Origin of the sequence: Candidatus Magnetominusculus xianensis, assembly GCA_001541255.1 — a bacterium.
Classification (GTDB): Bacteria; Nitrospirota; Thermodesulfovibrionia; order Thermodesulfovibrionales; family Magnetobacteriaceae; genus Magnetominusculus; species Magnetominusculus xianensis.
The window spans coordinates 1-20,283 of record LNQR01000031.1 but is presented as its reverse complement, the minus strand read 5'-3'; the positions used below and the strand labels follow the sequence as shown (position 1 = coordinate 20,283).

The 20,283-nt window shown below is 38.6% G+C and carries 19 protein-coding genes; all 19 read left to right on the top strand.

What is annotated here, in order from left to right:
* Nucleotides 1–3: 3 nt before the first annotated feature.
* The 19 genes from ASN18_RS04230 (at nucleotide 4) to ASN18_RS04140 (ending at nucleotide 20,190) form a co-directional block, all read left to right on the top strand.
* Nucleotides 4–1,800, top strand: coding sequence for an ABC transporter ATP-binding protein (locus ASN18_RS04230; RefSeq protein ID WP_236861501.1), 1,797 nt, complete (start codon nucleotides 4–6; stop codon nucleotides 1,798–1,800).
* A 21-nt stretch (nucleotides 1,801–1,821) separates the two neighbouring features.
* On the top strand, nucleotides 1,822–2,589 hold the full coding sequence (locus ASN18_RS04225; RefSeq protein ID WP_157072823.1) for a class I SAM-dependent methyltransferase: 768 nt from the start codon (nucleotides 1,822–1,824) through the stop codon (nucleotides 2,587–2,589).
* Nucleotides 2,586–3,956, top strand: a complete 1,371-nt coding sequence (locus ASN18_RS04220) for a polysaccharide deacetylase WbmS family protein (RefSeq protein WP_085051365.1) — start codon at nucleotides 2,586–2,588, stop codon at nucleotides 3,954–3,956. Before ASN18_RS04225 ends, ASN18_RS04220 begins: the two co-directional genes overlap by 4 nt.
* Nucleotides 3,889–4,749, top strand: a complete 861-nt coding sequence (locus ASN18_RS04215; protein WP_085051364.1) for an amidohydrolase family protein — start codon at nucleotides 3,889–3,891, stop codon at nucleotides 4,747–4,749. The genes ASN18_RS04220 and ASN18_RS04215 overlap by 68 nt, the downstream gene beginning before the upstream one ends.
* Nucleotides 4,750–4,794: 45 nt before the next feature.
* Entirely contained in the window at nucleotides 4,795–5,433 is a 639-nt protein-coding gene (locus ASN18_RS04210; RefSeq protein ID WP_085051363.1) for an RraA family protein, read from the top strand.
* Between the two features lie 26 nt (nucleotides 5,434–5,459).
* Nucleotides 5,460–6,617, top strand: coding sequence for an ATP-grasp domain-containing protein (locus ASN18_RS04205; RefSeq protein WP_236861500.1), 1,158 nt, complete (start codon nucleotides 5,460–5,462; stop codon nucleotides 6,615–6,617).
* Between the two features lie 18 nt (nucleotides 6,618–6,635).
* On the top strand, nucleotides 6,636–7,820 hold the full coding sequence (locus tag ASN18_RS04200) for a radical SAM protein (RefSeq protein WP_085051361.1): 1,185 nt from the start codon (nucleotides 6,636–6,638) through the stop codon (nucleotides 7,818–7,820).
* Nucleotides 7,821–7,823: 3 nt separating this feature from the next.
* A complete protein-coding gene (locus ASN18_RS04195) occupies nucleotides 7,824–9,008 on the top strand; it encodes a radical SAM protein (protein ID WP_085051360.1) in 1,185 nt (394 codons plus the stop codon).
* Nucleotides 8,992–10,452 carry a B12-binding domain-containing radical SAM protein gene (locus ASN18_RS04190; RefSeq protein ID WP_085051359.1) on the top strand — a complete coding sequence of 487 codons (1,461 nt, stop codon included), beginning with the start codon at nucleotides 8,992–8,994 and terminating at the stop codon, nucleotides 10,450–10,452. Before ASN18_RS04195 ends, ASN18_RS04190 begins: the two co-directional genes overlap by 17 nt.
* 46 nt (nucleotides 10,453–10,498) lie before the next feature.
* Nucleotides 10,499–11,221: a class I SAM-dependent methyltransferase gene (locus ASN18_RS04185; protein ID WP_085051358.1), complete on the top strand. Its 723-nt coding sequence runs from the start codon at nucleotides 10,499–10,501 to the stop codon at nucleotides 11,219–11,221.
* Between the two features lie 14 nt (nucleotides 11,222–11,235).
* Nucleotides 11,236–12,858 (top strand): glycosyltransferase, encoded by a 1,623-nt coding sequence (locus ASN18_RS04180; RefSeq protein ID WP_085051357.1) that lies wholly within the window; start codon nucleotides 11,236–11,238, stop codon nucleotides 12,856–12,858.
* Nucleotides 12,859–12,905: 47 nt separating this feature from the next.
* Nucleotides 12,906–14,033, top strand: a complete 1,128-nt coding sequence (locus ASN18_RS04175; protein ID WP_085051356.1) for a DegT/DnrJ/EryC1/StrS family aminotransferase — start codon at nucleotides 12,906–12,908, stop codon at nucleotides 14,031–14,033.
* An 88-nt stretch (nucleotides 14,034–14,121) separates the two neighbouring features.
* Nucleotides 14,122–14,691 carry a hypothetical protein gene (locus ASN18_RS04170; RefSeq protein ID WP_085051355.1) on the top strand — a complete coding sequence of 190 codons (570 nt, stop codon included), beginning with the start codon at nucleotides 14,122–14,124 and terminating at the stop codon, nucleotides 14,689–14,691.
* Between the two features lie 128 nt (nucleotides 14,692–14,819).
* The gene (locus ASN18_RS04165; protein ID WP_157072822.1) at nucleotides 14,820–15,797 is read left to right on the top strand and encodes an SGNH/GDSL hydrolase family protein; all 978 of its coding nucleotides are present in this window, start codon (nucleotides 14,820–14,822) and stop codon (nucleotides 15,795–15,797) included.
* A gap of 38 nt (nucleotides 15,798–15,835) precedes the next feature.
* Nucleotides 15,836–17,659, top strand: a complete 1,824-nt coding sequence (locus ASN18_RS04160) for an HAD-IIIC family phosphatase (protein ID WP_236861499.1) — start codon at nucleotides 15,836–15,838, stop codon at nucleotides 17,657–17,659.
* Nucleotides 17,643–18,554 (top strand): class I SAM-dependent methyltransferase, encoded by a 912-nt coding sequence (locus tag ASN18_RS04155; RefSeq protein ID WP_236861498.1) that lies wholly within the window; start codon nucleotides 17,643–17,645, stop codon nucleotides 18,552–18,554. The genes ASN18_RS04160 and ASN18_RS04155 overlap by 17 nt, the downstream gene beginning before the upstream one ends.
* Before the next feature lie 4 nt (nucleotides 18,555–18,558).
* On the top strand, nucleotides 18,559–18,801 hold the full coding sequence (locus tag ASN18_RS04150; protein ID WP_085051352.1) for an acyl carrier protein: 243 nt from the start codon (nucleotides 18,559–18,561) through the stop codon (nucleotides 18,799–18,801).
* Nucleotides 18,794–19,210: a MaoC/PaaZ C-terminal domain-containing protein gene (locus ASN18_RS04145; RefSeq protein WP_085051351.1), complete on the top strand. Its 417-nt coding sequence runs from the start codon at nucleotides 18,794–18,796 to the stop codon at nucleotides 19,208–19,210. Before ASN18_RS04150 ends, ASN18_RS04145 begins: the two co-directional genes overlap by 8 nt.
* Nucleotides 19,211–19,230: 20 nt before the next feature.
* Entirely contained in the window at nucleotides 19,231–20,190 is a 960-nt protein-coding gene (locus tag ASN18_RS04140; protein WP_085051350.1) for an MBOAT family O-acyltransferase, read from the top strand.
* Nucleotides 20,191–20,283 lie beyond the last annotated feature (93 nt).

Below are 20,283 nucleotides of genomic sequence, written 5' to 3'. Positions count from 1 at the left end.
CGAATGGATACTGCAGAAAATAACACAGACGTTAAGACAGTAATTTCAGTCAGGAATCTAAGCAAGGCATTCCCCGTATATAATACACCCAAGGATGTGATACTGGAGTTTTTGACCGGTAAAAACCGAAATGATCTTTTCTGGGCATTAAGAGATATCTCCTTCACGGTAAAAGAAAAACAACGGGTTGGAATAGTAGGCCTAAATGGTTCAGGCAAGAGTACGTTACTGAAGATACTGACAGGAAATCTGCCGCCGACTTCCGGTAAAGTTATTATAGATGGAAGAATATCGGCATTGTTGAGCCTTAACTCCTTGTTGAACCTGCAAGAGACAGGGATAGAAAACATCCGTTTTAACCTTATTATTAACGGTTGTAAGCAGTCAGAGATTGCTGAAATCACGGAAGATATTATCGATTTCACCGAACTTGGACATTTTATATACAAACCCTTAATAACATACAGTTCAGGGATGTACACACGGCTTTCATTTGCCATAGCTACCGCATTAAAACCTGATATATTAGTCATTGATGAGATATTAAGTGTTGGAGATGCCTTTTTTGCAGGCAAAGCGATGAAAAGGATGTTAGACCTTTGTAATCGCGGCAATGCACTGATATTCGTTAGCCATTCAACAAGCGCAGTTCGAATGTTATGCGATACGGTTATATGGCTTGAAAATGGAAATATTCGCAATATGGGCAGTACTGAAGATATGCTGCGACTCTATGAAGAGGACAATTATAACAAGGAGGACATAGAAATTAGAGACGGAGGTAGAAGACAGAAGTACTTAGCATCCAATATATTGTATGTGTCAGAAATAGAGACTGGCGATATTTATCGAGTACGGCTCCAGCCTGATAACAACAAGCTCCTTTTTAAAGATATTCATTATGTCCGTAAAATAATATTGTCTTATGAAGGAATCGATGAGCAAAATATAGACCTTGGGATATCAGATATGAACAAAACTGACGTATATGCCTGTTTGGACGTTGTTTATTCCGAATGGGGTACATTTTATACAAAAGAGACTCATAACAGTCGTATTCTATGTAATAACTCTGGAAAGAACAAGGGTGGACAAATATTGATAAAATACCATCAGAAAAATATAAACGAATTAAACATAAAGATGAGAATCGAGGTATCGTCGCTTTCCAACAAGGAAAAGCTGACAATTGCGTTTGCAGATAAATCAACTGGCACATGGAAGAAGGTGGACAATGTATTTTACGAAGTAATGGAAGATGGATGGGTTTCTATTACTTCTGATATAAAGCTCCCTATAGTTTCTAAAGAATTACAGATTTGTACTGCTAATAAAATATCTAATGAAAACAAACCGGCCGTAGAAATACAGAGTGCTGAAGTTATTGTCAACGGACGTGTGCTCAATATTGTTAAAGAACGACAGCCGTTTATAATAAGAATACAAATATGTGCACATAAAAATGTTCCTTCTGTTAATGTCTCAATAAAGATAACGCGCTCTGATGGAGTGTATATGTTCTGGCAGTCAACCGGCATGAACGAAGAGGAAGGCATTAAAGACCTTACAGGTTATTTGAGTATCAGTTTTTTGTTTGATAATAATTATTTTCCTGGTGGTGAGTACAGCGTAACTGTAGCATGTTCAGATGGATGGGATTATAAAAACAACTATCCATATAAAATGGTTTATGATAGAAAAATATCCTGTTTAATGTTTACAGTTATAAGAGAACTAGAAAGGCTTGACTTCGGAGCTATAAATATGCTTGTACCAGTCAGGTATTCGAAAACAGTTTGATGAGGTTTAAATAATGCTGTTATGTTAAAAAAAATCCTTCATAAAATCCTTAATAAAATACGATATACAATGCTATGGGGACAAATACATAAATCACAAGATACCCTCCTTAAGAAGTTTATTTATGATGAGACATTTACCGCCAAAATGTCTTATCATGATTACCATTCATGTATTAGTAAATGGATTAAGCCTAAACCAGGTAAGAATGAGAAAATTATAGAGATAGGATGCGGTCCGGGAAAATATGTAGCAATGTTAAGTACACTCGGATTTCAGGTTGTTGGTGTGGATCCCCTCAATTTTACAACATGGGATATAATAAAAGAAAAGACTTCAGCTCAATTAATAGATAGTGTTCACGCTGAAAATCTACCGTTTCCAGACCAATACTTTGATCATGCAGTGTGCCTTGGAGCGCTGCTTTATTTCGATGACCCTGTCAAAGCACTTCATGAGATATATAGAGTATTGAAACCAGGTGGCAGGGTAATAATAAAAACCGTTAATAAAAACAATTTATTTACTCGTCGAACAGGTAAGCCGTTAGACCCGGCGACGAAGAATTTATATACAATAGAAGAACTTGAACAACTTATAAGAGATAGCGGCCTGGTCGTCGTAAAAAGTTTCACTTATTTTTTTGTTCCACCTATTTGTCCCAATCTATGGTGGTATCTTACATGTGTATGGATTCCGTTACCGCTTCATGATGTGCTGTCGGCTATGACCAGATATGAAAATCGCAGTGCTATCACTGTGTTTGCCGAATCTCCTGGGAGGAGATGATTTTGTTTGTTTCCGATTTGTTAGTTATCCTCAGGACATATGGTTTCATTAATGCCGGAATAGTTACGGAGATACTCGATGGTGAGGTCGTAATATCTGCTAAGATGGAGTCTTTCGAACAGTTTGATTTGAAAACATATAGAGAAAATGGAAAGATATTGTATTATTTCAGAAAGGGTGGCCTTATTTCTTTCTTCCGTCGCAGGCCTGTATACCACGCGCTGTTACCACATATTACTTTCACTGGTAAATGCCTTAACCCTTTATGGGTAAACAATGAGGGCCGCTCTGTGATAGCATGGTATATGGACGGAAAAAAGAAAAAATTACTTGTGGGATTGGATGTTGTGGAAGAAATCATTCGTCATAGACAGGGGAATCCTTATAGCATCAGACAAACTGATACTAATAATCCAGATGGAATAGACATAGAGAGGCCTTACTACCTATTCAACGAACAATTAGTGCAAGGGTTTTATATGGAGCGATGGGCTGATAATCTCGGGGTTTTTATATCCGAGGAATTTTCGAGAATAAGCAATTGCCCGCTTGTTGAACCTTTGCCGGATGGGGCAAAAGGTTTGTTATGCCTGACAGGGGATGACGATCAGGCAGAACTTAAAAAGTACGAAAAACAACTGAAAATTATAAAAGGTATGCCAATTACATATATGCTGCTGCCGGGAACCAGACATACATCTGAAACTATATCTAAGATGTCACCAAATGTGGAGTTTGGGCTTCATCCCGATGCACTTGAAAACCCTAAGAATTATGATAACATTTGTAAAGAACAGGCTGAATATATCAGAAAATTGACGATGAAACCAATCCGTACTGTTCGTAACCACTGTGTTCTTAACAACGGTTACTTAGGCCATCTAAAGGCTTGGGAAGAAAACGGTTTGAAACTGGATGTGAATTATCCCGGCGGGGATGGGAAAATGCTGAACGCATCTCTAATGCCAATGAAAGTACGCAATCTGGATGGAACATGGAGTGATCACTACAGTCTTTTATCTCTTTTTGGAGATGGAATGAAATACGCCTTCAATTTAAGGATTGGTACGATAATCAAAAAGATTAGAGAGGCTGTGTCTAAGGTTGAGAATAATTTCCCAGGGGTCTTGGTTTTTAATTTTCATCCACAGAATATTGATGGCACAAAAAGGCTCCATCGGGAAGTATTGTCTATTTCAAAACGCAATGGTTGGCTGGCATTTGGTCTGGAGAGTTATTTGCAGTGGTTGGATGCACTTGAAGGGCTTGAGATGACAAAGGAAGGTAGTTTTACTGCACATGAAATTAAAGGATGTGTTTTGCGTTATCCTTGCGAAAGAGGCTGGCGCAGAGAAAGGTTTAGCTAAAGCTATTGATGACAAAATGATTATAGACGCGCATGTCAACATAACCCATAACGGCAAGTGGTTTAATACCAGCTACGACGCATCGCTTGAAAGGCTGCTCAGAGAAATGGATGAGGCCGACGTTGGCAAATGTTTACTGATTTCTATGCCGTTTGCAACGACCAACAAGTATATTGCATCGGTAATCGAAAGGTATCCTGAGCGATTTAGGGGCTTTGGACATATAGATTTCTCGGGAAATTTAAGACATGAAGTCGATGAAATCCTCTCCATGGGGCTATCAGGGGTTAAGATACATCCAAGAATGCAGGGGATAAATTGTAATGCCACCGAATTTGAGACACTGTTTAAATATTTAGACGAGAAGGGATTGACGATTATGATTGACGGATACTATCAAAATAGGAACGACAGGGTGTATCTTTCAGAGCTGACTCCATTTAACTATGACAGATTGGCAAAAAAATATACGAATATAAATATTATATTAAGCCACATGGGTGGGCACAGGGTACTCGACGCATATTTCCTGGCAAAGTCTAACGGCAACGTATCTCTGGATGTTTCCCATGTGTTGAAGTATTTTGATGGGACCTCTCTAATCAGTGATTTTTTATGGGTTATTGATAAGCTTGACGAAAAAATATTATATGGGTCGGATTTTCCTGAGTATCCTATAAAAAGTTATTTGTCGCATTTTGAGGGTATCATAAGCCAGAGACTGGGGATACGCAAAGAAATGATTTATAGAAATGCTGGCATATTCTGGGATAAACATCTGTATGAGTTATGACTAAAAAATATATACCGCGTAAAATCATTAAAGGGGGGCTTGACTATGAATATTACAGATATTATTATAGATAAAATCAAGCGTAACCGTATTTCTTCCACCGAGGTGGCCGATTGCCTTAATAAGACTGGTGTTATTGATGAGGTATTTCCTTTAAATCCAAGGCATTTTCGTGTAGGAAGGGTATTTTGGGCTTATGCTTATAATGAGAGCAATTGGGAAGTACATGAGCAGATAAGAAATGTAACAGAAGGAGATATCGTCCTGGTGGAGGCGTTCAATTGTGCAGGGAGGGCTATTTTTGGGGATCTTGTCTCAAAATATCTTATACTATACAAGCAGGTGTCAGGGATCGTCGTTAAAGGTAAATTAAGAGATATTCCACGCCTCATAAAGGAAAACTGGCCAATATGGTACGAGGGGGCCACACCAATAGGATGTTTTAACAATAAAAACGAGCTTCCTTTCAATCCAGAAATAATTGAAGACAGAGAGAGGTTGTACAAGGGAGCGATTGCGGTATGTGACGACAGCGGCGTTGTTATAATCCCGAATGAAGTCCAAAACGATGATTTCCTAAAGAAGCTTGATTGGATTGAGGAACAGGAGGATATGTGGTATGAGTGTATCGACAGGCGCAAATGGGACACATTTGATACGGTTTGTTTAAAAAAATATTTATGAGGAAAGTATTGGTACTGGGAGCCGGCATGTATTATGCGAAGTCGATAAGAAAAATAAGAGAGGGCGGTTTTCACACTATTGCACTCGATAGAGACCCGCAGGCTCAAGGCTCTGTAGAAGCGGACGAATTTTACCATATAGACATTATTGACGTAGAAAAGGTAATGAGATGTGCGATTGACAACGGAATTGACGGTATAATGCCATTAAACGAATTTGGTATGAGGACTCATGCTTATATAGCCAATGAGTTGGGATTGCCTGGCGTGCATTTAGATTGTGTCGAGGCAGTTGTCGATAAAAGTATAATGCGGCAGTGTTGGCGGAATGAGAGATTAAATCAACCAGATTTTTTAGTTTTTACCACAAAAGGAGATGCTTATTGCGCTGCAGAGACAATTGGTTTTCCCTGTATAATAAAACCTGCCGACAGCGGCGGCTCTGGACGTGGGGTTATTATAGCAGATAACCGTTCAGATGTTGACAATGCCTATGATTTTGCCAAACAGTATGCCAGGAATGGAAAGATAATAGCAGAGACCTTCATAGAAGGTATCGAGGTTACCGTAGAGGGTTTATGCCAGCGGGGCGAACACAAGGTTCTTTCGATTTCAGACAAGTACAAGCCAGATATTAAGACACGCGTTGCCACGAGTCTCAATTATCCTGCCGCTTTGTCGGAAACCATACTTAATGCGATTAAGGCCCTTGTAACCCGGGCTGTAAAGGCATTAGGTCTTACTGACTGTGCTACACATACTGAATTGATTGTATCACCGGAGGGAGTGCCCTACTTGATAGAGATTGGCGCAAGAGGAGGAGGGGGGCATATTTTTTCCACAATAGTAGAGGCGGTTACCGGTATTAATATGCCTCTGGAGTTGGCAAAAATATTGACAGGGCTGCAACCTGATTGGATACCAAGAGTTCAAAGAGGCGCCTGCTATCGATTTTTCAATCCACCGAAAGGGACTATTGTTGGCATTGAAGGTCTCGATGAGGCAAAAAATATCGAGGGAGTACTCGACATTGGTGTGACTAAGAAGATAGGAGATAAGATAGGCGAACTTCTGAACAGTCAGGAAAGGGTTGGTTTCATAGTTACGAGTGCCAATGACAGAAACGGCGCATGGGAGCTGGCCAATTACATAGAGAGAATCGTTAATATAAAGGTGCAGCCATAAATAAGGAAAGAAAGATATATGAAATTTGAAGATATGGCGGAGTTTGAACTAAGGATACAACTCGATAGACTGAGCTATATAGACGCGCTCCTTAAAAGAAAGACATATTGCGACTTTCCACCCCGCAAGATATACATAGAGCCAACCAACATCTGCAACCTTAAATGCGTACACTGTGTACACAATGGGGCTTTAACCAGGCCTGCCGGACATATGAGCCTTGGATCGTATAAAGGGATGATCGAACAGATTAAACCTCTGAGATTGCACACAAAAATCCAGTTTACCGGAGTTGGTGAACCTTTTATTAATAAAAATCTTTTTGACATGATAAAATACGCGTCAGACTACGGTTTTTTTACTCTCATGAACACCAATGCCACTATTTTAACTAAGGAGAGAGCCGAAAAACTGATAGACAGCGGACTTGATTACCTGCATGTATCGATTGACGGCATCACAAGAGAAAGTTATGAAAGCATAAGGATAGGTGGAGACTTTTATAAGGTAATAGAGAATATATTTACATTGTTTGAAGCCAGATATGAAAAGAAAGGATACCATCTTGCAGTTATTCTGGGCATAATCAATCAGAGAAGAAACCAAAAAGAAGTGCAGCTGTTTACTGAGTATTTCGAACGGTTCCCTTTTCATCACGTAGTCGTTGGAGAGCTTTTCAATCATATGGGGGCAATAGATGAGGCTAATATAGCATATATGGGTAAAAAAGCAATTCAACAAAAAGATTATCCGGCCTGCAATACTCCATGGGATTTGCTTTCGTTCAACTGTGACGGTAGCGCTGTCGGATGTAATTATGACTTTGATAACAGGTACGTAATTGGGAATTTTACAGAGGATAAGGTTCTTGACATATGGAATAGCGAAAAGATGCAATATTTTAGGAAATGTGTGCTTGAAAGGGAATATGGAGAAATAGAAAAAAACGGTCCATTATGCTCTACATGTACAATAAAATGGCAGAAAACATACCAAATACCTACAGGGTTTCATGAGGAAGTGGCCAGAATGGAAGACTACCTTGTGAGGGCAGTTAAGAGAACGGCCTTTCATAGAACCCGCAATGAAGAATTTAGAGGGAAAGAGGAATATATTTTAAGTAACCGTGATAGTTTAATAAAAGAACTGAATAATTTAGATAATGCCTGTAAGACTTTGCAGCCGCTGAATTTAAATGGATGAATTATGAGTAAAATAGTTCAAAGAAATAAAGAGGAATGGAATCGTATTCAGAAAATGTCTGAACAGAGGTTGGAATATTATTTCAAAGACGATTATACAGGGGAGTCAATGCCCCATACAATCAATCTTTCGTTAAATAATTATTGTTTCATGAAATGCAGGATGTGCGATATCGGGCAATCAAGAGCCAATCGCAAGGACAAGGACATGTTCTTTAATAACCGTGCAGCTGGGGGGGGCAAGGCATATACTTTACCGCTTGAGATAGTAAAAAAATTAATAGATGACGTTGCGCCTTACAAGACAATCATAAGGCCGAATTTTGTAGAGCCGCTTTTACGTGCAGATATTGATGAAATTGCAGGTTATGTAACCTCGAAAGGCCTTGATTTTTATATTATTACCAACGGTTATCTTCTGTCAAAAAAAGCTAAGACATTGGTTGAGGCAGGTATGCGTGTTTTGCGTGTGTCAATAGATGGAACTAAAGACAGGCATAATGAAATTCGAGGCCTGCCGGATAGTTTTCAAAGATCTATTAAGGGGATTGAGATAGTAATAGAAGAAAAAAAGAGATTAGGCTTAGAATATCCGCTCATAGGCATTTGTTTCACTATTTCGGACCACAACTATGATAACCTTCTGGATTTTTATAGGGAACTGGATAGTCTTGGTATCGCTAAGGAGATTTACATAGCTTTCAATTTTCTACGATACAGTACGATGGAAGAAGCCCAAACGCAAAATGCTTTATTTCCCCAGTTCTTTCCTCTTACACAGAGCAGTATAAGTTGTATTGATGTTGAGGATATTGACACAGAAGAATTATGCAGACAAATCAAAGCAGTCAGAGATGAATTCGCACCGGACAGCTATAAATATCATTTTAATCCACATCTTAATGATGATGAAATAAAAAAATGGTTTGATAAAAAGACTTATCTGCATCCTGAAATACCGTGCTTTGCACCATGGACTGTGGCACAAGTATTTTATGATGGTACTGTTGGCGTTAATGGACGCTGCGTAAGCCCGTCTTTTGGCAATATCATTGATAAGCCTTTCCATGAAATATGGAACTCTGAACAAGCAAGAGATTTTCGCATGAAACTGAGAAAAACTCCCATTATGCCTGTATGTAATCGTTGTTGCAGGACATTTAAGGTGGACGATGAGAAAAAAGATTAACAAAATCTGCCTTGTTCAGCCATCTTGTATAATGGCATATGGGAATTCGAAAAGCGTATGGCCTCCAATTGGAATCCTTAGTCTGTCATCATCCCTGCTTGCAAGAGGGTACGATGTATCCATAGTTGATGGTATTCTTGAGGGTTATGAACAGGACTCTCCGATAGATGATAATACATTTTTAATGGGTCTGCGACCTGAAGAGTTAGCAGGTATCATTCTTAAACATACGCCTGATGTTGTTGGATTTTCTATACTATTTGTTAATCAGATAGAAAATGCTCTGCATACGGCCAGAATAGTGCGTAAATATAATTCTGATATCTTTCTATTGTGGGGTGGACCAATAGTAACATTAAAGTCTCAATATTTTATACTTATTCCAGAAGTTGACGGTATTATTCTAGGTGAATCTGACATTTCAGGGCCTGAGTTTATTGATAAACTTCAGAGTAAAAAGGCAAGGCCTATTCCTGGAACTGGAATACGCTGTTCAAAAGGATTTGAGCTTGATATAGCTTTTCAACCAGTACATGATCTGGATATATTGCCTTTACCAGCAAGAGATCTAATCGATATGAGATGCTATATGGATAAAGTACAGTACTTTAAGGTATTGCCAAAGCAGTTGCCCGCTACAACAATAATGACCTCAAGAGGATGTCCTTTCAAATGCATTTTTTGTTCAGCGCCAGTGTTATATAATAATAGCTATAGATACCGGTCTCCTAAAAACGTATTAGATGAAATAGATTTATTAGTAAATAAGTATGGGATTAAGGAGTTCATAATATTAGATGAAAATTTTTGTGTGAACAGAGAAAGGACAGAGAAACTAATTGATCTTATTATTGAAAGGGATTATGGAATAACTTGGTATGCTGCATCGGGTATGCATGTAATGACTTTAACAGAGAAGATACTGGAGAAGATGGTCAGTTCTGGCCTTTATAAACTTAAAGTAAGTTTTGAGTCAGGAAACGAACGTGTGCTGAAAGAGATTATTCACAAAAATATAGACTTAAAATATGGAGAAACAATAATTAAGAAGGCAAAAGAGCTAGGCCTGGCAGTCGGTGCTAACTTTATATTGGGTTTTCCATGGGAGACTCGATTAGAAATACTGGATTCTTTCGAATATGCAAAACAATTAGACCTTGATTTTACTCTTTGGACGCTTGCGACTCCTTATCCTCATACGCATTTAACGGAAAGAGCTATAAAAGAAGGATTGCTGCCTAATGATTTCGATTTTACTGACTTGATACCAGGGAGGGCATACTTCGATCTTGTCGATGTTTCACGTGCAGAGTTGGAGAAGTGGAGAGAGGAGTTCTGGGAAAAGTTAAATTTTTGCAACGCTGAAAAATCACGGCGTTACTATCAATACGCTCTGGTTAACCCTAATTATAGACCTCCGATTAAACCTGATAAAAGCATTTGACTTAAAATATATGGAAATAAATAATTGTAGATGGTATATTTAATTTATGATTAATAGTAATCCTAAAAACACCGTAAAATTATTTGAGGAATATTATAGAGGTGAAAGGAGCAAGCAAAATGAAGGGAGAATCACGTCTCCTGGAAACCAATACCTTATACATCTCATTAAGGGAGGCTATTTATGTGACTATTCTAACTGTAATCAACTGAAGGTGTTGGATGTAGGATGTGGCTCAGGTTTTAACCTTGTAAGCTTTGCTATGATGGGCTGGCAAGTATATGGTTGTGAAATATCTGAAGGTGTTGTTGACCATGCAAAAACGAGTATACAGCAATATGGCTACCATGCAGAGATTAAAGTCGGAGATAATCAAGATACACATTTTCCATCAAATTATTTTGATTTGCTGCTCTCTATGAACGTAATTCATTATGTTCCTTCAGAAGAAGGAATACAAAACACTATTAAAGAATATGCAAGAGTTTTAAAAAAATCCGGACGAGTTATAATGATGACTAACCACCCTGATAATTGGATATTAAGAAATGGCGAATTAGTGGGAAATAACCTTATAAGAATTAATAATTCAAATGACTACAGGCATGGTGAAATATTTTATGTTTTTAAAAATCGCAAAGAACTTAAGGAGAAATATTCCCATTATTTTTCAGATTTACAGATAGGAGAAAATCAACAAGAGTTTTTTACAAGGCGACTAAAACATTTTATATTAACAGGGATTAAGAAATGTCATGATTCAGTGTAAATTGTTAAAACAAAATGATAAATTATAAGGAAAAACTATGGAAGTTGTTAAAAAGCTCCATTAAGCGCACATTTCTTGCAGCCAATACAGAAATAATGCATATACTCTTCCCTGTAAAAACATCTTACAGTCGGGTAACGCTCTCTTCAGTTGACGAACATCCGTGGAAACATCCTTTTCTAACAGAAACAAATATAAAGAGGATGCGGCAGTATAGTGAGCAGGTCTGGGAATTTGCGCTTGATTATCAGAAGCATCATTCGAAACCATTAAAATGCGCATTTGTTTTGAATATAGCTCAAAACATGTATAAATGGGCGCGGCTTGCTCAAAAATACGGCGCTGAAACCGCTTTATTTCTCGATATTTGGGATAAAACGGCAATTTGTGCTCCTGAATGGGAAGAATTTGATGGAGAGTATCAAAATATTTTAGATGGTGAAACATTTTTGAAAAATAATCCAAATATAAAAGCAGAAGTTCCTGTGTATCCTATGTATTATACTCAAAAAGATGGCGGAGATTTGATAGCGGCGTACAAGCAGTTCTATAAAGGGAATCATAAGCCATTGTATCTACTGCAAAGAGAGTCATTGAGCTTGCGACATGAAATTCTATTGAGCTATAATGATGTATATCCATATTACCAATTGGCGAAGGCACTAACTGAATATGATGTGGTCTATGCAGCAGGTCCACCAATTGCTTCTTATGCAAGCGGGAGACCATACATTGCTTGTCCTTTTGGTGGTGATTTTGTATGGTATTGCGGGAGAGGGGATGATTATGGGAGGATTGCAGGCCTGTCATTTAATGCGGCTAAATTTATTACCTTTAGTTTAAATGCCCAAAATATGGGGCATGCCAGGCGGCTTGGTTTAGTCAATGGACTTTTCTTACCATATCCAATGGACAGCGAGCGCTATAGCCCTGGACAAGGGCACGCACGCAAGATATGGGAAGATGAATATGGTAAAGGTATATATGTTTTGATGACTGCAAGATTGGACAGGCAGTTTAAAGGGCAAGATGAGTCATTTGTCAAAGCGATATTTGATACAGCAAAAAATAATGCTTCTTTACGCTTTGTATTTTTGAAATGGGGAACTAATGCTGACAATTTTATGAATCAAGTTAACATGTTAGGGATGAGCAAACAATTTATATTTTTACCGACTGTTGGCAAAAGACGTCTGATTGATTATTATAGGTCGTGTGACATTGTTATAGATCAACTCGTCTGGGGCTATCATGGGGCAACCGCCTTGGAATCAGCCTCCATTGGCAAGCCGATAGTTACCTTTCTGAGGCTTGAACATTATAAACCGGCAACTAACAATGACGTTATGCCTGTTATAAACGTAACATCTCCATCAGAAATCAAGCAGGCATTGCTCGACCTTGCGGCCAATGACAATTACAGGCTGCAAAAAGGGGCTGAGACAAGGGATTGGCTGGTGCGCAATCATGGAGAAAACAAGACAATCCCGTTGTTGTTGGCGATACTAAAGATAACTGCGGACTTGGTATCGTTGCCAAAGGATATAAGTCAGTTAAATCCATTACTTGATCCAATACAGGAGGAAGAAAAGAAATATCATGAATCCTGTTTACAAAAGGTTTTACAAAAGGTTTAATCTTGATGTTTTATCGCTGTAAAATTGATATCTACGGTGGTTAACTATTGAAGATAACATCACCTCAATTCGACGAAGATGAAATCAAGCTGCTTAGACAATGCCTTGATTCAGGCTGGGTAACGCAAGGGGCATTAACAAGACAATTTGAGGAGTTATTCGGCAACAGGCATAGTGTGCGCTATGCCTTGGCCACTACCTCATGTACGGCCGCCCTTCACCTTGCCACAATGGCTTTGGGATTAGGCCCGGGGGACGAAGTGATAGTTCCAGCTTTTACGTGGATAACTTCTGCGCACAGCGTCGAGTACACAGGCGCAAGGGCAGTCTTTGTCGATATAGAACCAGAGACATTCAATATATGTCCGGAAAAATTAGAGATGGCGATTACTCCCAATTCAAAGGCAGTTGTTGTAGTGCATCTGTTTGGATTGTCGGCAAAGATGGATGAGATTCTGAATATAGCTCAACGCCACAACTTATTTGTGATTGAGGATGCCGCCTGTGCCGTAGGTTCTCATTATGATGGCAAACCGGTGGGGGGCATTGGACACATCGGTTGTTTCTCATTTCATCCAAGGAAGGTGATCACTACCGGCGAGGGTGGGATGGTTACAACAAACTCAGAGGATTATGCTAAAGCGATAAACTCTTTGAGAAACCATGGCGCTGCTGGTATGCCAAAATACTCTCAAAGACCATACACTATGGCTACATTTGACAAGATTGGATATAATTTGAGGCTTTCCGATATTCAGGCGGCGGTTGGGGTAGCACAGATGAGTAAATTGGATAGGTTACTAAACGAGAGAAAGCTCCTTGCTGAAAGATATAATCAGATTTTAGCAGATATTGATGAGATTGCCCTGCCGTATGTGCCAAATAAGTGTGCGCACACTTATCAGGCATATGTAATCCGTATATTGAGCGGTGGCATGAGCGAGAGAAACAAAATAATGGACTATCTTGAATCTCTGAACATAGAGACACGCCCAGGCACACATGCCGTACACAGGCTCGGATACTATGCTAAGAAATATAATATTAAGCCTGAACAATATCCAGTTGCAGCCCTTTGTGAAGACACCACTATAACGTTGCCCTTGTTTCCGGGAATGACACAAGAGCAGCAGCTATATGTTGCTGAAGGGATAAAAAAGACATTATTATTGTGAAATAGCCTGTTGAGAGAATGACGAATAAATGATTAAAAATAATTAGATTGGGGTTGCAGTTGTGCCTCAAATATGGAGTGAGGTTAATATGACATACAAAGTATTAATATTTATGAAAGTGATAGTGTTAACTGCGACTATGCTACTCTTTACAAATTCAGTTTTTGCAGAAACAATAAAAGAGGTCGAGAGAATCATACGGACTGAAATGCCATATCCAAGAGATGACAGGTATACTATTCCAGCTATATTGCCTGACAGCAAATCGACTGATAAAAAAAACCAACTATACCTTAAAATTGCTAATGCACTTGAAGGCAAAGGGCTGATAAAACTCATTACCCAGGGTAGTGTTACAAAAATACAGCCTGTGGAAAATACTTATGACATTGTGCATCAAAATCTTGACCAGAAATACGTTTTGCAAAGCGTTTCAATAATTTTAGGAGTTTTTAGAATGAAGGCCATTTCAATGCACACGCAGGGAGACAAAACAATAGTGTCAGGAGAGAGGCTCTTAATGAACAAAACCAGCGCCTGTGATATTCTTTTGAAACTATTACCCGAAGGAGAAGTTAAGGACTATTCGCCCTCACCTGTGCAATGGATAATTCAAAGAAGGAACGGACAGGTTAATGTCACCGAAAAAACACAATGAAACATACTGACATGGTACTTTCTCGGTATTATAGCAGATTCGCTATTGTGGTCATGGTGGGTTGTCTTTATTCCCTTGTAGCAAGCGAGATCATCTTCTATTTGTTTAAAGGGGGGTTTTATACAAAAATGAACAACCACAAAAGCACTCCCAACGGTGCGGATGAGATGAAAATATACAGAGAGTCGTTTTCCGTTCAGAAAGGAAAACGATTCCGCATTCTAGCTATTGGAGGAAGCACTACTTATGGCGTGGGAGTTAATACTGCCTTTACATGGCCGCATATGCTTCAGGAAAAACTGGATAGTAATTTCCCTGAGAAATATGAAGTAATCAATCTTGGCATAAAGGGAGGGCACATTGAGGAATTTATTCAGAACTATTATGCCTCGTTAACTGAATTCATATCAAAAGAAGACTGGGATAATAGTTTGCTCAATGGCACTTTTAAGATACCTCATGCCGATTGGGGCTGGAAAGACTTAAATCCTGATTTAATTATAATTGCCACTACTATTACGGACATGATGAACGATTTCATTTCTGAACGAAACCGTACAGCAGTGTTTGCCCAATACCTGCACCACATGCTTGAGAGAACATGGTTCTGCCAAAACATGGCACTTTGTTTTTATATGAAAAAGGAACTGGCCACTATAGATTTTAATAGCAGGACAAACCCCTTGGATGAATCCCGGAAACTCGACCTCATACAGAAGGATTATATGAGCCATTTTGAGCAATTCATTAATTTGTGGAGAAAAGATATTCCTATATATCTCGTCGGATTCCCAGTTCTTTTTAATGCATCAGACGGTAACAATGATGTTGAAAAAGCCGCACGTTACTGGAATATCCAGGACAAGTCCAATCTTTATAAAAATGTTGCCCTCTTGCCAAAGTTTGTAGCAATAGGGCAAAAGGTTGCATACACCATTGCCACTAAATATAACTATCACTATGAAGAATTAGGCGAAGAGATAAGAACGCTTCCCTTTAACGATAGATTGGAATATTATGTGGACAGCGTTCACATGAATTCAAAGGGTACCATAATATTGGCAGAACAAATCTATGATTATCTTGTTGATAATAAGTTTAAATAAATTCATATTAATCATTGCATATCAGGGAATGGCCTTACTTGTTTAAAAAGCTGACATATCCTTTTGATATGGAGTATATACTTCGAAAAAAACGCTCTATAAGAAGAGAGCTGAAGGCGGCTATTCAGCAATGCAGTCTCAACAATGAGCATATTGTTTCCATTAAGATAGCAATACTTGGCGGCTCTACGACATCGGAGATAAAGGACCTTTTGGAATTGTTTTTGCTTCAGGAAGGCATAGAGCCTGCCTTTTATGAATCCGAGTATAATAAGTACTATGAAGATGTAATGTTTGACAATGAAGAGCTTAGGCGTTTTGCGCCTCATATCATCTACGTTCATACAACGAACAGGAATATTCTCAGCTATCCTGACGTTACCGATTCTCCGAAAACCGTCGAGAATAAATTTTCTATGGCGCTACAACTGTATGAGTCCTTATGGCGGAAGATAGAGCAAACCTATCAGAGTATCATCATTCAAAACAATTTCGAACTACCCTCACACAGATTGCTTGGGAATCTCGACTGCTATGACTGCCGCGGCGCGGTATATTTCATTTCCAGGCTGAATTCAGCCTTTGCAGATTATGCGGCAAGGGCAAGGAATTTCTATATTAACGACATCAACTATCTCTCTTCCTGGATAGGGCTTAACAAATGGCATGATAAATCCTTCTGGTATGCTTATAAATATGCGTTAAGCTACGAGGCTATTCTCTGCCTGTCACATAACATTGCTGCAATTATCCTCTCCATATATGGCAAAAGCAAAAAGTGTCTGGTTGTGGATCTGGATAATACCCTCTGGGGTGGAGTAATAGCCGACGATGGAATCAACCATATACAAATAGGAACTGAAACGGCAGAAGCTGAGGCCTATACGGAGTTTCAAGAATATCTCAGGAAGTTAAAGGCACGAGGGGTACTGCTTGCCGTTTGTTCAAAAAATGACGAACATGTTGCCAGAGAGGGATTAAATCACAGAGACGGCATACTGCGACCGGACGATTTTGTGGTGATTAAAGCAAATTGGCAGCCTAAAGACACAAACATTTGTGAGATTGTAAAAGAAATAAATATTACTCTGGACAGCGTAGTCTTTCTCGACGACAATCCTATCGAACGGGACTTTGTCCGTTCACAGCTTCCTGTGGTTGAGGTGCCCGATACTTTAATGAACGATGTAAGCAGATATATTGAGTGTATTGACCGTGCGTGCTATTTTGAACCTGTTACTTTATCTGAGGATGACATAAGAAGGACAGAGTTTTATCAGGAGACGCAGCAGCGCTGCACACTGCAAAGCAAGTTTGCAACTTATAATGATTTTTTAATCTCACTGGAAATGGTCGTAGAAATACATCCTTTTAAGCCATTGTATCTCGAAAGAATAGCACAGCTTATAAATAAGACGAATCAATTCAACCTCACAACTAAAAGATATACTTTAGCTGAAGTAGAGGGTATCTCAAAAGATGAGAATTTCATAACCCTCTATGGCAGATTGAAGGATAAGTTTGGTGACAACGGATTGGTATCCATAATCGTAGCGTCAATCAAAGATAGAGGGCTGTTTATTGATCTCTGGCTGATGAGCTGCCGTGTGCTTAAGCGGGGTATGGAATTCGCGATGTATGACGAATTAATAAGGCGTTGCAGAATGAGAGATATAAAACACATCACCGGCTATTACAATAAGACAAAGAAAAACGCCCTGGTCTCAAATCACTATGGGCTTATGGGTTTTGAGTTAAGCGATAAAAACGATAACGGGGATACTGTGTGGAGTTTTAAGGTGCCTGATGATTATCGTAACAAAAATTGTGTTATGGAGATTGTCTATGACAGGGAAGGCTGATATTTTGAAATATATTTACCATAAGTCTCCGCAGCAGCAAAAGAAAATTGAGAAAAACTTCGCGGAAATTAAAGGTATGGAATCAGCGTTAGAGGAATTTATACAGACTTATGAATATTTTCTGAAGGCCAACTCACTCACTCATGAGGATTTGGCTAATGCGTATTTATGGATGGTCAATCAAATGCTTTACTCCAGGAAAGTATTTGTACAAACAGGCAAATACCCTCTTCATTGCGGTGAAGATGAAATAAAAGGAGTGTATGATAACAAAGACATCATGATGAAATATCTTCTGGGACTGGCGCTTTCTCAATTCTTATGGAGGCAGCATTACCTACTTATTGAGTTCTATCGCAATGAAGTTAAAATGCTTGAATCTCATACGCGTTTGCTGGAAATTGGCAGCGGACATGGACTCTTTTCTCTGGAAATACTGAAAAATCCCGGCATTGTCAAATCTTTTGACATTATAGATATTAGCGACACCTCCCTGGAGATATCAAAGAGTATAATAAAGACATTAAAACCAGAGGCGTTGAACATAATTAACTTCTACAAACAAGACGTAAACTTATTTGCACCGTCAACAAGTTATGATTTCATCATTATGGGTGAAGTTCTCGAACATATAGAAGACCCTCTGACTATCCTGATGAACCTCTATAAGCTATTGGTTAGCGGTGGAAAACTCTTTATCACAACATGTGTAAACTGTCCTACTATAGACCATAGGTATCATTTTGAAAGCATTGAATCTATTCAGGAAATGATTACCACTGCTGGCTTTGAGGTCTTAAGAGAAATCGTAGTACCCTCAGAAAACATAAGCCGTGAGAAGTTGATAAAATACAAAGTTGACTTGTCTTATGCTGCAACACTAAAAAGGAGGTAATACAATGTCCATGCTTGAAAAACTACAGCCTATATTCAGGGAGATTTTTGATGACGAATCAATTATTATCACGAAGCAGACCACTGCTAACGACATTGAAGACTGGGATTCGCTGACCCATATAAACCTTATAGTTGCCATTGAAAAGCATTTTAACATCAAGTTTGCCCTTGGTGAATTGCAATCCCTCCAAAATGTGGGGGAGATGCTTGCTCTCATAGAAGAGAAGGTTAAGAAAAATGAATGAATATAAACTCAAAGATATGATCGTAGGACTTACACAATCATTTTCAGTAGATATTACCAATGAGATGATGGACTTATTTCTGAGATTAAGCGGCGATAATAATCCATTACATATTCAGAGGGAGTTCGCCAAAGGTATGGGCTTTTCTGACAGAGTCGTCTACGGAATGCTTACCTCGTCTTTTTACTCAACGTTGGCTGGAGTGTACTTACCGGGGAAATATTGTCTGCTGACAGGTATTGATGTTTCGTTTCATAAGCCGGTCTATGTTGGAGATAGATTGACCATTACTGGAGAAATAGAGTTTATCAGCGAATCCACCGGTCAGGTTGAAATGAAAGCAAGAATACTAAATCAAAAGAATGAAAAAGTATCCAAGTCAAAAATCAAATTTTCCTTACTGGAGTAGACGTTACAGGATAGATTTATATGCTATTTAACTCTTTTACCTATATGTTTGCTTTCTTGCCAGTTAGTGTGCTGGGGTATTTTATTCTCAACAGACTGCGCCTTACTCTATTGTCACGAGTTTGGCTTGTTGTTACATCCCTGTTGTTTTACTCATGTTGGAATATAAATTATCTTCCTTTACTTATGGGTAGTATTTTATTTAACTATTTGGTACTATCTTTATTGTCAAATAAATCCTATACAAACACGATAGTAACGAGAAAGAGATTGCTTATTATTGGCATTGCCGCCAATGTTTCGTTGCTTGGTTATTATAAATATACCAATTTTTTTATCTCATCCTTTAACCAACTTGCCAATTCAGATATAGCGCTACTATCTCTGATATTACCACTTGGAATAAGTTTTTTCACTATAACACAAATAACTTTTCTTGTTGATTGCTATGAGGGACTTGTGAAAAGAACAAGTCTCCTCAATTATTTTCTGTTTGTCACCTTTTTCCCACATCTTATCATGGGTCCCATACTCCACCACAAGGATATGATGCCGCAATTCGATAGTCTTCGAGCCAAGATATTCAGCAAACAGAACCTCGTTAGCGGACTATTTCTCTTCTCCATAGGGTTAATCAAGAAAGTTGGCATTGCAGATATGTTTGCAATATGGGCAAACGATGGCTTTGATACTGCCAGAACACTGCAACTGGTCGAAGCGTGGAAAACAAGCCTAAGTTACAGCCTTCAATTATATTTTGACTTCAGTGGTTATTCAGACATGGCTTTAGGTTCATCACTGATGTTCAACATAAAGCTTCCTGTCAATTTTAACAGTCCGTACAAGGCCAGCAACTTTATAGAATTCTGGCAAAAATGGCATATCTCTTTAACTAATTTTATAACTACGTATCTCTACTCTCCAATACTAAAATATTCTGCAAATATAACATTTAAGCGTGCAATGCTTTCTACTTATTAATACGTGTATAAGTAAGTAGACATAAAATTAAGCAAAATGTTAAGATAAAAGATGAGAGAATTAGACGGTAGGAAATTAGATCATAAAACATTA

Coding starts and splice junctions, on each gene's coding strand:
- ASN18_RS04180 (WP_085051357.1), top strand. CDS start 11,236: ATGATAAATTATAAGGAAAAACTATGGAAGTTGTTAAAAAGCTCCATT.
- ASN18_RS04155 (WP_236861498.1), top strand. CDS start 17,643: ATGACAGGGAAGGCTGATATTTTGAAATATATTTACCATAAGTCTCCG.
- ASN18_RS04210 (WP_085051363.1), top strand. CDS start 4,795: ATGAATATTACAGATATTATTATAGATAAAATCAAGCGTAACCGTATT.
- ASN18_RS04230 (WP_236861501.1), top strand. CDS start 4: ATGGATACTGCAGAAAATAACACAGACGTTAAGACAGTAATTTCAGTC.
- ASN18_RS04200 (WP_085051361.1), top strand. CDS start 6,636: ATGAAATTTGAAGATATGGCGGAGTTTGAACTAAGGATACAACTCGAT.
- ASN18_RS04185 (WP_085051358.1), top strand. CDS start 10,499: ATGATTAATAGTAATCCTAAAAACACCGTAAAATTATTTGAGGAATAT.
- ASN18_RS04190 (WP_085051359.1), top strand. CDS start 8,992: ATGAGAAAAAAGATTAACAAAATCTGCCTTGTTCAGCCATCTTGTATA.
- ASN18_RS04165 (WP_157072822.1), top strand. CDS start 14,820: ATGAACAACCACAAAAGCACTCCCAACGGTGCGGATGAGATGAAAATA.
- ASN18_RS04220 (WP_085051365.1), top strand. CDS start 2,586: ATGATTTTGTTTGTTTCCGATTTGTTAGTTATCCTCAGGACATATGGT.
- ASN18_RS04145 (WP_085051351.1), top strand. CDS start 18,794: ATGAATGAATATAAACTCAAAGATATGATCGTAGGACTTACACAATCA.
- ASN18_RS04170 (WP_085051355.1), top strand. CDS start 14,122: ATGACATACAAAGTATTAATATTTATGAAAGTGATAGTGTTAACTGCG.
- ASN18_RS04205 (WP_236861500.1), top strand. CDS start 5,460: ATGTATTATGCGAAGTCGATAAGAAAAATAAGAGAGGGCGGTTTTCAC.
- ASN18_RS04140 (WP_085051350.1), top strand. CDS start 19,231: ATGCTATTTAACTCTTTTACCTATATGTTTGCTTTCTTGCCAGTTAGT.
- ASN18_RS04150 (WP_085051352.1), top strand. CDS start 18,559: ATGTCCATGCTTGAAAAACTACAGCCTATATTCAGGGAGATTTTTGAT.
- ASN18_RS04195 (WP_085051360.1), top strand. CDS start 7,824: ATGAGTAAAATAGTTCAAAGAAATAAAGAGGAATGGAATCGTATTCAG.
- ASN18_RS04215 (WP_085051364.1), top strand. CDS start 3,889: ATGAAATTAAAGGATGTGTTTTGCGTTATCCTTGCGAAAGAGGCTGGC.
- ASN18_RS04225 (WP_157072823.1), top strand. CDS start 1,822: ATGTTAAAAAAAATCCTTCATAAAATCCTTAATAAAATACGATATACA.